Source organism: Bacteroidota bacterium (genome assembly GCA_016711505.1).
GTDB lineage: Bacteria > Bacteroidota > Bacteroidia > AKYH767-A > 2013-40CM-41-45 > JADKIH01.
Map to the genome: position 1 here is coordinate 511,453 of JADJSV010000002.1, position 18,500 is coordinate 529,952.

The window sequence follows — 18,500 nt, forward strand, 5'->3', positions numbered from 1 at the left end:
TATGTCTGCAATTTTTTCGCAGATGACAATTACAAGTCCTGCTTTCAAAGAAGGGAAACTAATTCCTGAGCAGTTCACATGTGAAGGAAAAAACATCAGTCCCGAATTGAATATTTCAGGTTTTCCTGAAAACACAGTCACACTTGCTTTGATCATGCATGACCCGGATGCACCGATGGACGGTGGCTTTACGCATTGGGTCGCTTTCAATATCGATCCTGTAAAAAAGATAGAAGAAAATACTTCACCCGGAACAGCCGGCAAAAATAGCTCCAACAAAAAAGGTTATACCGGACCCTGTCCGCCTACGGGAACGCACCATTATAAATTCAAAGTTTATGCATTGGATGCAAAACTGGATCTGAAAAAAGGTGCCACAAAAGCGGAACTTGAAAAAGCCATGGAAGGCCATATCCTTTCTCAGGGACTTTTAACGGGTTTATATAAGAAAACTAAAACCAAAGGCTAATTTAATTTAGTAGTATGATTCACATTGGTTAATACTAATGAGGATTGTAATTTAATGAGCACTAATCGAACTTCTGAATCTGAAGTTCATTAGTGCTTTTTTTTATGTTATTTACATTTGAGGAATTGGATACAAATGCATCCCAGGCAGAAATAGATTTGAACGAATGCAATAATGGCTTATATTTATATAAAATTATAAGTTCAGACAATAGCATTAATGCTCAGGGACGCCTGAGTGTAATAAAGTAAAAATGAAATTTCTAAAGCGTATTATATTTTTTATAATTGTTAATTCCCTGTGTGCTTACTCACAGGGAATTGACAATTTATGGATGATGGGATATGAAAGCTGGGCTGGTTTTCCTTATGGCGGAATAAATATTGATTTTAATTCAGGAACTCCGAATATTTATGGAGTTAACAGAATTCAGAACTTTAAAGCTACGAACGCAAATATTACTGACAACTCAGGGAATTTGTTGTTCTCATCAAATGGTGTATGGATTGCCGATGCTACAGGCGATACTATGTTGAATGGAAGTGGATTGAATCCAAGTAACTATACGGCATCAAATACTCCATATGGACTTTATATTGCTCAGGGAAATGTAATTATTCCTGCACCTGGAAATTCGGAATTATATTATTTATTTCATATTACAATCGATGAGACTACACTTGGAGGTCACTACATTACACATAATTTGTATTGCTCTACAATTGATATGTCGTTGAATGGTGGACTCGGTGCTGTCATAAATAAAAATGCCGTTATCCTGAATGGGGATATTGTCCCTGGAAAATTGACTGCTGTTAAACATGGGAATGGAATTGATTGGTGGTTAATTGGTCACTTATATAACCGTACAGTTATGTTAAGTTTCTGATAGATTCTGCCGGAATTCATGGTCCATATAATATTGGTGCAGGAGTGCTGCGTTTAGACGCCACTGGTCAGTGTGCCTTTTCAGAAGACGGCAACAAGATGGCTTACTATGATGTGATTACTGATCTCGACATTTTTGACTTCGACAGATGCAGTGGAACCTTATCCAACTTTATTCACATTGCCATTGATGATTCTGCGCAAAGCGCGGGAGTCGCATTTTCTCCAAGTGGAAGGTTTCTCTATGTACCTTCTATGAATTATCTCTATCAATACGACCTACAGTCTTCTAATATAGACAGCTCCAGAATTACTGTTGGTGTATGGGACGGTTTTTATTCTCCACAACCTCCTTTTGCGACTTATTTTTTTCTAGCACAACTCGCTCCTGATAACAAAATTTATATTAATTGCTCCAATGGAACTCAGGCTATACATGTAATTAATTATCCGGATAGCATAGGGTTGGCTTGTGACTTGTGTCAGCATTGCGTTCAGTTGCCATTTTATAATGCATTCACCTTACCAACTCCGCCGAATTATCATCTGGGAAATTTACCAGGAAGCATTTGCGATACATTGCTTTCTGTAAATAATCTCACCGACTTGAAATTTTCTTTTTATCCGAATCCGGTAACTAATAAATTGCAACTTCATTTTGAACAAGATTATTGTATTGATCAAATCAGAATTTCAAATATTTTAGGTGAGATTTTTTATACAGATCAAAATTCAGGATCTTTAAAGGATAATGTTACTATAAATACCGAACATCTTTCTCCCGGAATTTACATTTGTAATTTGAGTATTTTGGAAAGAAATATTTCGTTTAAATTTATTAAGGAATAAACTGATCTTTAGTATCAGGAATGTCGCAAAGTATTCAGTAATGAGTTTTTTGTTTTAGAAAGAAAATCATGCTGTTTCTTCAGAAATCTCTATCACATTATAATACAATAAGATTCATCAATTAATAAGTAATTGCATATGGATTCGTGGCAATAACACAACTTGCAGACATTTATCTCCAATTTGAAGATTATATTTTTAAAACAGATAAAATCTGTCCAATTTTGCATGGATAAATAACTAAATTTGAATTTATGAAAAAGTCAATTGTCGTTTTATTTCATATTGGCTTCTGGGCATGCTACATTATATTAATATTAATTATTGTTGGAGTATTTTACAGGAGTGGACATACAGTAGATCAGCAAGCAAGGGCGGTGAATGCTATTAAGAGTGTTTTTGTCTTCGCATTCTTTCCGTCTTTTATTACTTTTTATTTATGTTATTTCCTGGTTTTTCCAAAGCATCTTCAACAGAAGAAGTTTTATCGTTCCATATTATTTGGGTTACTTATATCACTATGTGCGGCAATTGTTGGATATATAACTATCAGATATTTGATCGAAACAGGTCAAATTATCGATATGGACGAAGGAGGGAAGCATGGCCGGTCTACTGCGGTCTTCGTAATATTTGTTATGACGATTATTGCGTCCATATCAGGAATGGTAGCATTGGTAATAAAAGGATTTATCACCTGGTTTGAAGAGGTCAAACAGAAAGAAAGGTTAAAGCAAAAAAATCATGAAACCGAAATGGCTTTGGTTAAGGCTCAACTCGATCCGCATTTTTTATTCAATACATTGAATAACATCGATGTACTTTTGATAAAAGATGCTGCTGAAGCATCAAATTACTTAAACAAACTTTCCGACATACTTCGTTTTATGTTATATGAAACCAAGACTGATAAAATTTTACTTGAGAAAGAACTTGAATACATTGAAAAATATATTGAATTGCAAAAGATAAGGACTTTGAATGCAAGCTATGTTAATTTTAACGTAACCGGACTTCCCGGCAATAAAACGATTGCACCAATGGTTTTTATTCCATTTATTGAAAATGCTTTTAAGCATACTACAAATAAGAAGATAGACAATGCAATCAATGTTCAGGTAGTCATTAAAAAGGATACCATCTTATTTGTTTGTGATAATAAGTTTGATCCGAATAGAAAATTGAAGCAAGACAGCAACGGTCTTGGCAATGATCTTATTCAAAAGCGACTTGATCTTATTTATCCGGGAAATCATACTTTGGAATTAGTCAAACATACTGATATTTATAGTGTACATTTAACCATTAGAAATGGATAAGTATTCGTGTATAATAATTGAGGATGAACCTCTGGCTCTTGAGCGGACGAAGATTTTCGTCAGTAAGATTCCTTTTTTGAATTTATGTGGGACATTCGACAATGCACTTGACGGCCTATCATTTCTTAAATCAAATAAGGTCGATCTGCTGTTTCTTGATATTAACATGGATGAATTATCTGGAATAGAATTGCTGGAAAGTTCAAAGATCGAAAGCAAGGTGATCATAACAACAGCATATCAGGAGTATGCAATTAAAGGTTATGAGTTGAACGTAACGGATTATTTATTGAAACCATTTACTTTCGATCGTTTTTTAAAAGCGGTGAATAAAGCTCAGGAAAGTATGAGCCAATCTGCACTAAGTTCACCTCCGGAAAATATTTTTGTAAAGACAGAAAATCGTTTAGAGAAAATTAATCTCTCCGAAATAATTTATATCGAAGGAATGCGCGATTACCGCAGAATTCATACAGCTGATAAGCGGATCATGACACTCCAGAATTTCAGTGAACTGGAAAAGGTCATTCCTTCTAACATAGTTTGCAGAGTCCACAAATCATTTATGGTTGGGATCAACAAGATCGAATCCATAGAACGCAGCAGAATTAAAATTTTCAATCAGATCATACCTATCTCAGAAACCTACAGGGAGCTTTTTTTTCAAATAATCAACAAGTCGAACATTTAAATTGTAGTTATTGATATTGATATTTAACCAACACCCATTTTTTTCATTTCACTTCATTTCACTTCTTTCCACTTCTTTCCACTTCATTCCACTTCATTCCACTTCATTCCACTTCATTTCACTTCATTTCACTTCATTCCACTTCATTCCCCTTCATTCCACTTCATTCCACTTCATTCCACTTCATTCCACTTCATTCTTATTCTCCCCCAATCCCACGCTTTGCAGAATATAAAGTCCATTTCGCAGACATCTCAACTTGCTTGGCATAGTGGAATTGCAGACCAGAGCTCATTCATAGACTTTTGTATCAATAATTAAAACAACCACTACAAAAACACATACTATGAAAAAGTTCATTACAATTACATTATTAATTTCCTTTCTGTCGGCAATGGTCTATGGTCAGGAGATGACTCGGGTAGTTCGGGGAACCGTACTTGATGTTGATAGCAAACAACCATTAATTGGTGTAATCGTTGTTATGGCAACTGATCCAACTATCGGTGCAGTATCTGATCTGAATGGCGAGTTTAAACTGGAAAAAATTCCGGTTGGCAGAATTTCACTTAAATTATCATATATGGGATTTGAAGGAAAAGTTATTCCAGATATCGAAGTAAATTCAGGTAAAGAGACAGTGCTCGATCTGACAATGCAGGAAAAGGTTTCAAAGCTTAACGAAGTAGAGATCACCGGTTATAAAAACAAAGGTGAAGCGATCAATGAAATGTCGGTTGTTAGTACACGCTCCATTTCTGCAGTAGAGACAAAGCGATATGCAGGTGGCTTGGATGATCCATCCAAGATCCTGTCGAATTTTGCAGGAGTTACTGCCGGACAGAATGGCCAAAACGATATCATAGTACGAGGCAATTCGCCAAAATATGTACAATGGCGTCTGGAAGGAACAGAAATTACTAATCCAACTCACTTCGCTGATCAAAATGGAATCCAGGGAGGTGTCAGTGCTTTGAATAATAGTTTACTTGCCACATCAGATTTTTCCACCGGAGCATTTTCTGCAGAATATGGCGATGTGTTGTCTGGTGTTTATGATGTTAAACTTCGCAATGGTAACAATCAGAAATTTGAAACATCATTGGGTATTGGCGTCCAAGGCTCAGACATTACACTTGAAGGTCCGTTTAAAAAAGGCTATGGTGGATCATTTCTTATCAATTATCGATATTCAACTATTTCACTACTGAGCAACTTAGGTGTTATCGATCTTGATGGAACATTGAATTATCAGGATGCAGCATTTAAAATTTTATTGCCTACAAAAAAGGCGGGAGTATTTTCATTCTTCGGACTTGGTGGGTTAAGTGATGCTTCGATTGAAGATGTACAGGCAGATAATATCTCAACTCCATCTAATGAAACTATTACTTCGGACTTCACTGAAGATTACGACAAAAGTAATTACCTGTCGAATTATGGATTCAATCATTCAATTGCATTAAACGAAAAGAGCTATTTGAAAACTACATTATCTTATTCAGCAGATGGCATTGACGAAGATGTGTATAAAATTAAGACGACAAAAATTAATAATACACAAGGGGAGTTTTTACGTGATTCAATAGGAGATAAAGTTTTAAACTATAAAAGCAGAATTCAGAATTGGACTTACAGAGGAGCGGTTACATATAACAATAAGATTGATGCAAAGAATACTCTTCAAGTGGGTACAAAATATGCTCTGCATGGATTTAAAAATTCGATTGACCAGTCACAAAATAACGCAGACGAATTAACATCAATGACAGACTTTAATGAAGACATTAGTACTATTAGCAATTTTGCAAGTCTTAAACACAGATTGAATGAAAAAATTACAATTATTGGTGGGGTTCACAACATGAATGTATTATACAATCAAAAAAGCACAATCGAGCCAAGGCTTGCAATTAACTGGCAGGTTGGCGAAAATAGTTCTTTCAGTGCCGGTTATGGTAAGCACAGTACAATGGAAAGTGTACATAACTATTTTGCTCAGGTAAAACAAGCGGATGGCAGTTTAACTGAACCAAATAAAGATCTGGATCTGTTAAAAGCTGATCATTATGTTCTGGGGTATGAAAAACGCCTTGGAAAAAATATGAGATTGAAAGTGGAAGCTTATTATCAGTCTTTGTATAATCTTCCGGTTGAGAATGTTGATACAAGTTATTATTCAACTATCAATGAAGGAACCGATTTCAGATATGTTGAACTGGTTAATAAAGGAGCCGGAAAGAACTATGGAGTAGAAGTTACCCTCGAAAGATTCTTCGACAAAGGATATTACTACCTGATAAATGCATCAGTATTTAATTCGAAGTATATGTCGCTTGATGGTGAGGAGAGAAATACACTATACAATAGCAATTACCTTGTTAATTTTTTAGTTGGAAAAGAATTCGCCAACCTGGGCAAGAAGAAAAACCAGACACTCAATTTAAATGCTAAAGTGTTTCTTAGCGGCGGGCAGAAATACATTCCACTTTTAAAAGATTCTCAAGGCAATCTTGCTGTCGATCCTGCTACCAACAAGTTCTGGGATTATGGAAAAGCATACGAAAAAGGTTTTGAGGATATTTATAAAGTATCTTTATCTGCAGGATATAAATGGAATAAACAAAATGTAACCCACGAAATTTTTGTTAACCTTGATAACATCACCAATGCCCAAGGGAAATTATCAGAATATTATGATGGAAAAGTTGCCGGAAATGTTGGTTATGTAAAACAGTTTGGATTGTTTCCGAATATTATGTACAAGTTATATTTTTAAATGTGTGTTTTCTTTTTATTGAAATGAAGCGATGTGGGCAACCATGTCGCTTTGTTTTTTAATCAACTTTAAGAAAACCAATTCCCTGTAGTGTCAACTAGGGCTTTTTCTTCCGGTTAAATTTCAATTGAAAGTATCCAATATCAGAAAATTATAGAGCAGATTTCAGCTATTGAATTGTAATAAGACTTTTCGAAAATGAGATTGAAATGACTATTTGATGAACGTTACTCACATAATTGATGGAAATGCTGAGTAAATTCAGTCCTGACAATTTGCAGAATTGCTATTATAAAGTGTAAGAGTTTAATTGTTTTTATTATATCATGTCGCAATATATTTTGTGAAATTCTTACAATATCAATTTTAATAAAGGATAGCATTTCATTTTAAAACCCAAATTGAGCCTCTACTATTGCTACAGGAAAACGAACATAGGTAATTTAATTTTAAAATCAATCGCCGGAAAGTAAGGCATAATTTAAAACAAAATACAAATGAAAAGAGAATTTGCATCTTCTGGACTGTTAAGAATTTCTGCTTTAGTACTTATAAGCTTTTCACTTATTTTAACATCATGTTCAAAAGAAGAACTATTAATAGAGCCTTCTGCAACATCCAGAATGTCTTCTGTGGCTTTGAATCAAAATGCTCAGCCTCTTCCTGAATTATTCGGAATGTATACAACTCCGACTAATCTGACAATTGGGAATGCTGCCAGTGAAAATGCATTTCTTCAGTATTTGCAAAACAAGGGCGGTAACATGATCAACTGCTATGCCCGCAATTCTATGACTACATCTGCAGAAAGAGCAAAGTTTGCAGCTTTCTGCCGTAAAGCAATAAGTTCATATGGCGTTAAATTAATTACATGTGATATCCGTGAAACATCTGAAATTGCTACCTGGGATGCTTTATATACTTCTTATCCTGACCTACGTGCAGTCGTTGCGCCATTGACAGAAAAAGAGCCATGGGTTACATGTGATTATGCAGGATGCTTCACTTTGCTGCGACAGACCAAAGCGATGTGCAATCTTTATGGAGCTAAATTTTATTTTTATGCGGGGTGGATGGGAAAGAATTACTCTGATCCGCAAGCCGCTGTAGATTCGATGGTTTACTATTGTGATGGAATATTTTTGTCAAATTATGTTACTGTAGCCGATTATTTATCGACAGCAACCGGCTATGGCAAGTGGGATAACAGAATAAAGTACAGACTCGACCAAGGCACTTCTACCTATGGTGGGATCACAAAAGCAGCGAAGAAGTTTAATAAACTCGATTATCCGATAATTGAATTACAATCTTTGCAAACATCCTACTTATTTTCCCTTTATTCAGTTAGTGGTACTAATCATTCGCTTTACGGAACAATGTATAACGATGCTAAAGCATTATATAATCAGTCACCTTCAGACGTTTTAAAATATACTGAGCTTAGAGGCAAATCGTTGTTTTATCTGAAGTATGTTTTGCAGGCTCAGCCAAATTAATTTTTCCAATTTTCAGGATACAGCGATAATAATATAAGTGGAATTTTATTGTTCACTTATGCTTGAAAATTAAACATTATATGAAAGCGCTCATTCGTCTCTTTCAATTTGCTTTTGTTTATCAATTTTTCATAGATAAATTCCGTTATTTCTCACTTTTTCGAATATAATTGATCAGTTCATATTAAAGCCAAATTCTGTAGGTACAATTGCACCCGGAAACAAATAGTGTGCGAGAAAGCGGTAAAATTTGATTTTTACTGTTAATTGGGGAAATCCTCGTCATTACTACAATATTAATATTTCAGTGATTTGCCAGTGGATAAATTTTTACCCACTGACCATTATTTAATTGTGTCAACCAAAAAAAACTAAACAAAAATGGTAAAACATTCTTCTAAGGGGCTTTATTTAGTTCCCGCCTTATTACTAATGAGTTTTTCACTTTTTTTTACAGGATGTACAAAAGAAGAGTTCATAGAACCTTCTGTAACATCAGAAATTCCTTATTCACCATTACGTATCAGTGCGGCGCTTCCGGAAGTTTTTGGGATGTATACAACTCCAACTAACCTGACAATAGGGAATACCACGAGTGAAAATAATTTTCTGACTTATTTAAGAAACAAGGGTGGTAACATGATTAACGCTTATGCGCGTAATTCTATGACTACTTCTACAGAAAGAGCAAAGTTCGCAGCTTTCTGTCGTAAGGCAATAGCATCTTATGGTGTTAAACTGATCACATGTGATATCAGAGAAACTTCTGAAATTGCTACATGGGATGCATTATATACTTCATATCCGGATCTACGTGCAGTGGTTTCACCGCTGACTGAAAAGGAGCCATGGGTTACAAGAGATTACACAGGATGCTTTAAATTATTGCGTGAGACGCGAGCAATGTGTAACCGTTATGGAGCTAAATTTTATTTTTATGAAGGCTGGATGGGAAAAAATTATTCTAATCCACAAGCTGCAGTAGATTCAATGGTATATTACTGTGATGGAACATTCCTGTCAAATTATGTTACTGTAGTTGATTATTTATCTACAGCAACTGGTCTTGGTAAGTGGGATAACCGTATAAAGTACAGACTGGATCAGGGTGCTTCAAGCTACGGCGGAATTACGAAAGCGGCGAAAAAGTTTAATAAACTTGATTATCCAATCATTGAGTTGCAATCAGTCGAGACTTCTATGTTATTTTCTCTCTATGCAGTATCCGGTTCCAACCGTTCGTTTTATGGAAGTATGTACAGCAATGCAAAGACACTATACAATCAATCAAATGCAGATGTATTGAAATATACAGAACTTAAAGGGAAAAGTTTATTTTACCTGAAGCATGTGCTTCTGGCACAGCCTAATTAAGTTTTGAAAATTAATTATTTTGAAAAAAGTCAGGAGCTGAGGTTTCTGACTTTTTTTTGTTTGTGATAGTCTATATAAATTCAGAAGATAGCAGGCGAATTTACCCTTTTGGGAATCTTAAACAAAAGTTACAAGCCAAATTTTATATACTAACTATGAAATTCAATATTTGAAATTTGTAGATTGCACGACGATAGGCGGAATGTTGAGCGGAAATTAGCGATACACTTTCAGGATAGTAACCGCTCGAGCGACATTCCTGCCGAGGCAGAAGGTACACTCTTTGTTGGGAGAATAAATATTTCAACTTGTTTCAAAACAAATTGTGAAAATTAATTACTGAAATTTTAACAGGCCCTTTTTGTCCCGAGTAATCCCGGGCGCTGCTGAACAAATATTCTTCTGCTCTTCCAACAATACCAGCTTCAACAGGATTATTGTGAATGTACAGAATTTTTGAAAGAGTAAATTTCGGACTATGTACTTCCATTGCATGATTATTATACTGCCACAGTTGCATTGACGATTTCTTTTTTTGCTTTTGCCCGCCGGCTTTAAAAAGATCAAGCATCCAACTACTACGACTTTCCGTTAGTGTCCTGAAATCCTTGATCAACATTCCACTTGTGAATTTCTTGAAATCACGGATAATGTCACTTAAGTTTCCTTCTTTGGCTCTTGCAATCATGTGCATATGACTTGACATAATTACATAGGCAAATATTTCTAAGCCTTTTACATCAACACAATAATTGAGACTGTCGCATAAAATTTGCTTATGTTCTTTTCTCATAAACGCATCTGCCCACTCAACTGCGGTAAGAGTCAAAAAATATGCTGCATCTTGTTTGTGAATTTGATATGCGTGAGACATATTGCGCAAATAATCTATACAAACCCCTTAGACAACCATTAAAAGCAGGTGATTAAATGATACGGGCACTTTAGAGAATTAACAAACTACTTTGTATTTTAAATTTAAGACTGCTATAGTAATTGTGCAATTTTTATTTTATTTGTCTATTAATAAAGTATCTTCCTTATTCCCCGGCAGGAATGTCGCTTGAGCAGTTACAAATATGAAAGTGCATAATTAATTTCCGCTCAACATTCCGCCTATCTTCGTGCAGTCTACAAATTTTATTTTTGAATCTATTATTTGGTGGAACATTCCGAAAGCGGAATGATTAGTTTCACATTCTAAAATACTTTGCTTGCATATTTGAAAAAAAAATTTCCTTTATTTTGAAGATTGTAAACTCAATACTGCTAGGCGGAATGTTGAGCGGAAATTAAGAAAGTAAATTAATGCAAGTAAACATTCAAGCGACATTCCTGCCGGAGTATGAAGTAAATTATTGGTTAGAAGCAAAAATTGCTTGCGGCAAGTATAATGACGAAAAGTTTGGTGGTTATAAGAGGAGTAAGCTAAGTATGATAAAATTGTCACGATAATTGAAAAGGTATTTATTGATGATTGTTTCAACAAATAATATCCTTCATACCCCAGCAGGAATGTCGCTTGAGCAGATGTTTGCATCAAATGTTGTCGCAAATATCCGCTCAACATTCCGTCTGGTATCGTACAGTTTACAATTTGTATTCTTTTCTGAAATATTAAATTAAAGTAATTGGTAAAGATCAATGTTTAAACTTTTCTTAGAATACATTTCCCTGTTGTTGCTCTAAGAAAATGTTAATCTTGTTTTCTCATTCTAACTTTAACAAAACAATATGAATAACTCATATTAAACACAACTTCTGTTTTTACAATTGCACTCGTAAACGAACAGAGTAGACGAGAAGCCGATATGTGTAGAATTATTGGCCGTTAAAAGGAGGAATCCTCGTCATTTCAACAAAAATATTTTTTAAAAGCATGTTAGTGGTTATTAATTTACCCACTGGCAAGAAGTTAATTGTGTCAACTAAATAAACTAAAAACAAAAAATGGAAAAAAAACATTCATCTTCGGGACTTTATTTAATTCCTGCATTATTACTAATTGGGTTTTCATTCTTTTTTACCGGGTGTTCAAAAGAAGAGTTCATTGAACCTGCTGTCACCTCAGAAATTCCTTTTTCGCCACTACGAGTTAGTGCAGCGCTTCCTGAAGTTTTCGGAATGTATACCACTCCGACAAATCTGACGATTGGTAGTACGACAAGTGAAAATAATTTTCTTAATTATTTACGGAGTAAAGGTGGTAACATGGTCAACGCTTATGCCCGCAATTCCATGAATACATCATCAGCAAGAGCGAAGTTTGCAGCTTTCTGTCGTAAGGCGATCAATTCATACGGCGTGAAATTAATAACGTGTGACATCAGGGAGACATCTGAAATTGCATGGTGGGAAGCCTTTTATACTTCGTATCCTGACTTGCGTTCAGTTGTAGCGCCACTAACTGAAAAAGAACCGTGGGTCACAGGAGATTATACAGGATGTTTTAAATTGTTACGTCAGACCAGAACGATGTGTAACCGTTACGGTGCGAAATTATTTTTTTATGAAGGTTGGATGGGAAAAAATTATTCGAATCCACAAGCTGCAGTAGACTCAATGGTTTATTATTGTGATGGAACATTCCTTTCAAATTATGTTACTGCTATTGATTATTTCTCTCCGGCATCCGGTCTTGGTAAATGGGATAACAGAATAAAATACCGACTTGATCAGGGTACTTCTAAATATGGAGGAATTACAAAAGCAGCGAAAAAATTTGGAAAGCTGAATTACCCGATCATAGAATTACAATCTCTTGAGCCATCCATGTTATTAACTGTATATGCCGTCACAGGAAGGAACCGTGAGTTCTATGGATTAATGTACAGAGAGGCCAAAGCGTTGTACAATCAGTCATCTGCAGATGTATTAAAATATACTGAGCTTAAAGGCAAGTCTATATTTTATCTGAAGTATGCTTTGCAGGCGCAGCCACGGTAATTTTCGAAAAATTATTTCTATGCAAAAAAGTCAGAAGATTCAACTTCTGACTTTTTTGATTTTATGTAGATTCATGGGATCAAGGTCTGCAGGCATGTGATTTAATTAAGCGATAGTGAAATGTATAAGTTGATCACAGAATTTTTTCCAGCAGGAATTATATAATTGATTCTGAGGAAAGTTCTTTCTTTTCGAGCTGTTTACCGCTAGGCGAATGGTAAGCGGAAATTAAGAAAGTATTTTAATGCCAGTAAACATTCAAGCGATATTCCGCCTCTCGCCATTCAGTCTATAAATTTGAATGAATGAATTTTACAGCGAACAAATTTTATTTGAAGCTATTATTTGGTGGAAGATTCTGCTGAGCTGCTTCTGCCTGGCAAGGGAAAATTGAAATTTAGGATTCATTTTTAGTCATCTATTAGTGTATATAAAATTTGGTATATTTGGAATGAACATTTAGACCTTACCTTGTGAAAAAGATATTATTAAATTTTTTGCTTCTGATAACTTCCATTGCTACGTTTTCTCAAATACCGGATTGGCAATGGTTGAAAAAGGGCGGGGGAGAGAGTTATGATGAATCAGGCACAATAACCGGTGATCAATTTGGACACTTGTATATTGGTGGACAATTGTATAGCACTACATCCTATTTTGGAAATGTCACTATGAACCATCCATTTTCCGGTAGTGATTTATTTATTGTTAAATATGATCTTATGGGAAATGCTAAATGGGGAAGGAATTTCGGGAATGGTCAGGCAGATATCACTAAAGATATTGCTTGTGACAGATATGGCTTCGTTTACTTTGTTGCAGAATTTGGAGATTCTATCCTTGATATAAGCCAATATAATTTATTTACAAAAGGAGGTAAGGATGTTTGTATTGTAAAAATGGATACAATTGGAAATGTTGTTTGGGCCAATAGTATTGGTGGACTTAGAGATGATTATGTTAGTTCTATTGTAATTAATGAAAGTGATCAGATTCTTATAGGTGGTTATTTTAGAAGTGATACGATGTATTTTGGAAATTCCACTCTCATCAGCCCAAATATTTTTACGACCAATTATTATTTTGCGAAATATGATTTGAATGGAAATTTTATTTGGGCAAAAGGAAATGGTGGTTATCGTGAAAGGAAAATTAATAATTTAATTTGTGACCGTCAGGACAATATAATCATATCTGGCGATTTTTCAGATTCTACTTTAATTATAGGAAATGACACATTAATAAATGGTTTATCGCCAAACTATGGATGGACATCTTTTATTGCAAAATTTGATTCCTCAGGTAATAGTATCTGGGCGAAATCTGCACTAAGTGATAATAATTCTTATAGTAAAGGTGTGACAATTGATTCTTCAGGAAATTCTTATTGGTTAGGCGAATTTATCAATAGTGTTCAGCTGGCTGATACTAGTCTTTTCGATTCTCTTTCATTAGGAATGTATCTTATAAAGTTGGATCGAAATGGAAATAGACTTTGGACATTCACTCCCGATACTCCGTATTTTGTTCATGTCAATTCAGTTGTTGCAGACGAGAACGAAAATGTTTATTTAACAGGGTCTTATTCTAATCTTCCGTTAATAATGGGCAGTATTAGTTTGCCATCTCCAGGCTATTCAAGTAATTTTTACATTAAACTTAATTCAAATGGAATCCCGGTTTGGGCAAAGTATAGTCGAGAAACTAATACAACGCAAAGCACAGACATGTTTATTCTAAATGAACATGATCTCTTTGTTACAGGGTGGTTCAGGAGTTCAAGTTTTTCATTGGATACTATTCAGCTCTTCAATAATTATCCAGGAGCTTCCGATGTTTTTTTAGCAAAATTGCATGAATTTGTTGTGGGTGTAGAACATATTTTGAATCAGGAAAAATTTCAAATATATCCGAACCCTTTTAACCGGAAATTCAACATCGATTTACCTGACGAATTAAGTAAAGTTCGAATTTTTGATTTACTTGGCAGAATTGTTTATGACGAGGTTTTTCAAAATGAGAAAACAATTGAAATCGAATTATTTTCAACTGGTATTTACGTTGTTGAATTTAGTAGTACATATTCTACAATGAGAAAATCTATAGTTTGCGTGATACGTTAAGGTTACAGATAGTAAATCAGTCCAATGCTCAGTTTGTAAATAGAATAATGTCATGAAGAAATTAAAGAGTAATAATGGGTGGAGATTAATTATTACAATAGTTTCTATTTTCTCATTAATATTCGGTGTCTCTGAGATCACCAGTTGGCATTTGAAAAAATATGGAAAATATACAATTGGGTATACTATCAAAATAAATAAGATTAGAGGAAATTCTGTTGATGTTACATATTATTACCATGTTAATAATAAAATATATCACGGTGCAAACACATTTATAAATAATACAAAAGTCCCTGGAAGATATTTTGTTAAATTTAATAAGTATTTTCCATTGATCTCTTGTTTAATGCAAGAAGTTCCGGTTGATTCTAGTATTGTTCAAGCTCCAAAGAATGGTTGGGAAAGTCTACCATAAAATATTAGGAAGATAGCCCGACCCGATATGAAAGTAATTAGAACGAATGATTAAAAATCCTGATTGGCAGAAAGTAAAAAAAAATACATATTTTATTATATTTACTAACGTTGAAATTCAACAGTTGTTTTTTGTAAGCATTCCGCCTATCATCGTGCAGTTTACAAGTTAGAAGAGTAGATTTAAAGCAGTACTGATTTTATTGGAACTTATTATTTGGTAAAACGTTCTGATGAGCTAGTTAGATGGGATAATGATGAGACATATGGCAGATGAAAATTAAATTAATCACTTACTTAGTAATGGTCTTTTTAAGTCTATGCACTAAAATTGCCACATCTTCAATATCTGAAAGTATGTTATTATACATTTCTGAGCAGAAGTATTTTATTTTCAATGAAGTATTGAGGAATGATTCATCAAAAGTGATATATCTGGATTCAAAAGAATCAGTATTAGATATGAGTAAAATTAAATTCATGGCGAACACAAATCGCTATCAAAATTTGCAAATGTTCTATGATTCAATTTGTGATTTTGAATATAAAACTCATAATTTATTATTTATTGAAAAAGAAATTCGTAGGAATTATAAAAATAAAGTATATTCTTATAATTCAAATCTTGATGAACTAATTAAGAAAAGTGGAGACTCAATTATTTCTTTTTCAAAAGAAATGCGATTTGATGATTTTTCATTGATTTATTTTACTGTTAGTTTGCCTGGCAGAAAAGTATATTTAATTGCTCTTCTTGTCATTGACAAAAAAGGAAAAGTTATTAGGAATTTTGGAGAACAAATAGTAATGTAGAAATTGTGAGGATAAGAGGGTTGTTTTTATTGTTGATTTTTTTAAAATACAACGATTGCGAAATGTTCAACAGAATATTCAATGCAAATTTGTTTTACTCCCCTGAAAATTCAACTGCTGAAATTAGCAACCCCCGCTTGCCGAAATGTTCAACATAATATTCAACGAAATTGGATTTACTCCCTGTAAAACTCAACAGCTGAAATTAGCAGACTGCACGACGATAGGCGGAATGTTGAGCGGAAATTAGCGACACACTTTCAGGCTAGTAACCGCTCGAGCGGCATTCCTGCCGGGGGATAAGGTACACAGTTGATTAATAGAACAACTAATAAATCTGCATCTAAAACAAATTATGCAAATTAATTACTGAAACTTTAACAGGCCCTTTTTTTCTGAATAATCATGAGCACTGCTAAACAGATATTTTTCCGATCAACATTCCGCCATCATCGTACAGTTTGCCAATTTTCAGCAATTGAATTTACAGCGAGAAATTCAATTTCGCGTTGGACATTTTGTTGCACATTTCGCCAATCGGGTTTTTTTTAGTACTTTTAATTGTGTTATTATTAGCCAAAGACCAATATGATGAAAAAATATTCTGCTGTTTTAATTTTTATTCTCCTTATGTACCATACGAAAGGACAATTAAGTTTCTCATATGCTTATGTTGGTTGCGTATATCCCGAAAACGTGATCAATTCAAATGACAATGGCTTTATCGCTTTTGGTTATACAGGTGTAATGAAACTAGATTCAGTTGGCAACATTATTTGGAGCAAAGCTTCAAGCGAAGCTCTTAATCACATCACATGCACGAAGGACTCTTGTTACATTGCAACGGGAAACTCCTCTAACAATATTATTCCCTTTGTTAAATTTGATTCTGCAGGTGATACAGTATGGTGTAGTGGAGTTTCAGTTTCCCAAGCTTCAAATGTTTCTTCAATTATCGAATCATCTGATTCTTCTATATTGATTTCAGGCATTCAAGTCGACACCGCCGGACCTCCGTACCATAAAATGTTCATACTCAAACTTGACGAGAATGGTACGTTTCTCTGGATGAAAACGTACTTAGCAGCAAATTTTGATAACGTTGTTTATGAAATAGTAGAAGGGCCCGATTTTAATTTTTATGCGTTTGGTTTGGTAGAATACCAAACAACTACATTTTATAATAGAGCAACTCTAATGTGTCTTAATACTAATGGCGATTTGATTTGGAATAAAATTTACACAGATTCTTTGAATCAATCTTTAACCCTTCTCGACATTCAATTTGTTAATTCAGGAATTTTAAGTTATTTCAGTTCAAATACAGGAGCCATTGTATCAAAACTTGATTCTATTGGTGTACCTCTATGGTCAAATCAATATTCTTTTCGTGCTTATTATAATGGGAATTCCAATTCTAAAAGAATATGCAAGAGAAAAGAAAATGATTATTATCTAACCGCCGATGACATGTCAGCAATTTTCGAAATGGATTCTGTAGGTCAAATATTTAATTCTTATGAGACCTTCGAACATGTTCCTGCTGATATTTTTAATGTAACACCCGACAGTCAGTTTGCATATATAGGTTTTGGATTCGGGCCGCCGGTATTGGTACGTTATGATAGTTTGAGCGGTTCAATGTGTGTAAATCCTTCAGTTACAAATCAGCCCTACATCTCCACTTCGTTGATTGAAGATTCAGTTGTTTTCACTGTTGGAAGCGACGGAATATTAATGAATCATTCTGTTCAATTAGTTTCTTGCCAAGCATCTTTCTACCAAGATTGTCCATTTCTTGAGAATGTAAATGAAGTAACTATAAAGAGTAGCGTCACAATCTATCCCAATCCGTCAAGCGGTACTGTGAGCCTGATTTTTAAAGATAATTATACTCCAAACAGTATCGATCTCCTGAATATAACAGGTGTGTTAATTAAATCATTTAATTATTCTGAATTTTATTCAGGATCCGTTAATTTACCGGACATGCCTGATGGTATTTATTTACTGAAGTTCCGATCTGATCAGGGAATTTCTGTAGAGAAGATTTGTATTCAAAAATCCTAATTTTGTAACTGCCGGCCGAAGTAGCCCACTCAACGGAATCTTCAAAAAGAAACCTTTCCTATTCATTCATTTAAATAAATTATGCAAATTAATTACTGAAACTATGACAGGCCGCTTTATATTTTTCTTTTAAATTTTGTTATGCTCTGATAATTGTGCAATTTTAATTTCGCGTGCCTTTTAATAAAATGTCCCCCCATACCCCGGCAGGAATGTCGATTGAGCAGTTACAAATGTGAAAGTGCATATTTAATTTCCGCTCA

At 34.4% G+C, this 18,500-nt stretch carries 15 protein-coding genes; 14 read left to right on the forward strand and 1 reads right to left on the reverse strand.

Features of this window, described 5'->3' with window-relative positions:
* Positions 1-22: 22 nt before the first annotated feature.
* From IPL24_05765 to IPL24_05800, 8 genes are all read left to right on the forward strand, one after another.
* Positions 23-469 (forward strand): YbhB/YbcL family Raf kinase inhibitor-like protein, encoded by a 447-nt coding sequence (locus IPL24_05765; protein ID MBK8363196.1) that lies wholly within the window; start codon positions 23-25, stop codon positions 467-469.
* Positions 470-722: 253 nt separating this feature from the next.
* The gene (locus tag IPL24_05770) at positions 723-1,358 is read left to right on the forward strand and encodes a hypothetical protein (protein ID MBK8363197.1); all 636 of its coding nucleotides are present in this window, start codon (positions 723-725) and stop codon (positions 1,356-1,358) included.
* A gap of 44 nt (positions 1,359-1,402) precedes the next feature.
* Positions 1,403-2,206: a T9SS type A sorting domain-containing protein gene (locus IPL24_05775; protein MBK8363198.1), complete on the forward strand. Its 804-nt coding sequence runs from the start codon at positions 1,403-1,405 to the stop codon at positions 2,204-2,206.
* Positions 2,207-2,460: 254 nt separating this feature from the next.
* Positions 2,461-3,525 (forward strand): sensor histidine kinase, encoded by a 1,065-nt coding sequence (locus IPL24_05780; GenBank protein ID MBK8363199.1) that lies wholly within the window; start codon positions 2,461-2,463, stop codon positions 3,523-3,525.
* The gene (locus IPL24_05785; protein MBK8363200.1) at positions 3,518-4,216 is read left to right on the forward strand and encodes a response regulator transcription factor; all 699 of its coding nucleotides are present in this window, start codon (positions 3,518-3,520) and stop codon (positions 4,214-4,216) included. Before IPL24_05780 ends, IPL24_05785 begins: the two co-directional genes overlap by 8 nt.
* A gap of 346 nt (positions 4,217-4,562) precedes the next feature.
* Positions 4,563-6,995, forward strand: a complete 2,433-nt coding sequence (locus IPL24_05790) for a TonB-dependent receptor (protein ID MBK8363201.1) — start codon at positions 4,563-4,565, stop codon at positions 6,993-6,995.
* A 497-nt stretch (positions 6,996-7,492) separates the two neighbouring features.
* Positions 7,493-8,494 carry a hypothetical protein gene (locus tag IPL24_05795; protein MBK8363202.1) on the forward strand — a complete coding sequence of 334 codons (1,002 nt, stop codon included), beginning with the start codon at positions 7,493-7,495 and terminating at the stop codon, positions 8,492-8,494.
* Between the two features lie 432 nt (positions 8,495-8,926).
* A complete protein-coding gene (locus IPL24_05800) occupies positions 8,927-9,868 on the forward strand; it encodes a hypothetical protein (protein MBK8363203.1) in 942 nt (313 codons plus the stop codon).
* A gap of 313 nt (positions 9,869-10,181) precedes the next feature.
* Here IPL24_05800 and IPL24_05805 read toward each other — a convergent pair whose 3' ends face one another.
* Complete coding sequence (locus IPL24_05805; GenBank protein ID MBK8363204.1) at positions 10,182-10,742, reverse strand: transposase; 561 nt, start codon at positions 10,740-10,742, stop codon at positions 10,182-10,184.
* 581 nt (positions 10,743-11,323) lie between these two features.
* On the opposite strand from IPL24_05805, the gene IPL24_05810 reads away from it, so the two are divergent.
* The 6 genes from IPL24_05810 (at position 11,324) to IPL24_05835 (ending at position 18,237) form a co-directional block, all read left to right on the forward strand.
* Positions 11,324-11,494: a hypothetical protein gene (locus IPL24_05810; GenBank protein MBK8363205.1), complete on the forward strand. Its 171-nt coding sequence runs from the start codon at positions 11,324-11,326 to the stop codon at positions 11,492-11,494.
* 324 nt (positions 11,495-11,818) lie between these two features.
* Complete coding sequence (locus IPL24_05815; protein ID MBK8363206.1) at positions 11,819-12,814, forward strand: hypothetical protein; 996 nt, start codon at positions 11,819-11,821, stop codon at positions 12,812-12,814.
* 473 nt (positions 12,815-13,287) lie between these two features.
* Positions 13,288-14,937 carry a T9SS type A sorting domain-containing protein gene (locus IPL24_05820; GenBank protein MBK8363207.1) on the forward strand — a complete coding sequence of 550 codons (1,650 nt, stop codon included), beginning with the start codon at positions 13,288-13,290 and terminating at the stop codon, positions 14,935-14,937.
* A 52-nt stretch (positions 14,938-14,989) separates the two neighbouring features.
* Positions 14,990-15,355: a hypothetical protein gene (locus tag IPL24_05825; GenBank protein ID MBK8363208.1), complete on the forward strand. Its 366-nt coding sequence runs from the start codon at positions 14,990-14,992 to the stop codon at positions 15,353-15,355.
* A 272-nt stretch (positions 15,356-15,627) separates the two neighbouring features.
* The gene (locus IPL24_05830; protein MBK8363209.1) at positions 15,628-16,167 is read left to right on the forward strand and encodes a hypothetical protein; all 540 of its coding nucleotides are present in this window, start codon (positions 15,628-15,630) and stop codon (positions 16,165-16,167) included.
* Positions 16,168-16,758: 591 nt separating this feature from the next.
* Positions 16,759-18,237, forward strand: coding sequence for a T9SS type A sorting domain-containing protein (locus IPL24_05835; protein MBK8363210.1), 1,479 nt, complete (start codon positions 16,759-16,761; stop codon positions 18,235-18,237).
* The last annotated feature ends 263 nt before the right edge of the window (positions 18,238-18,500 follow it).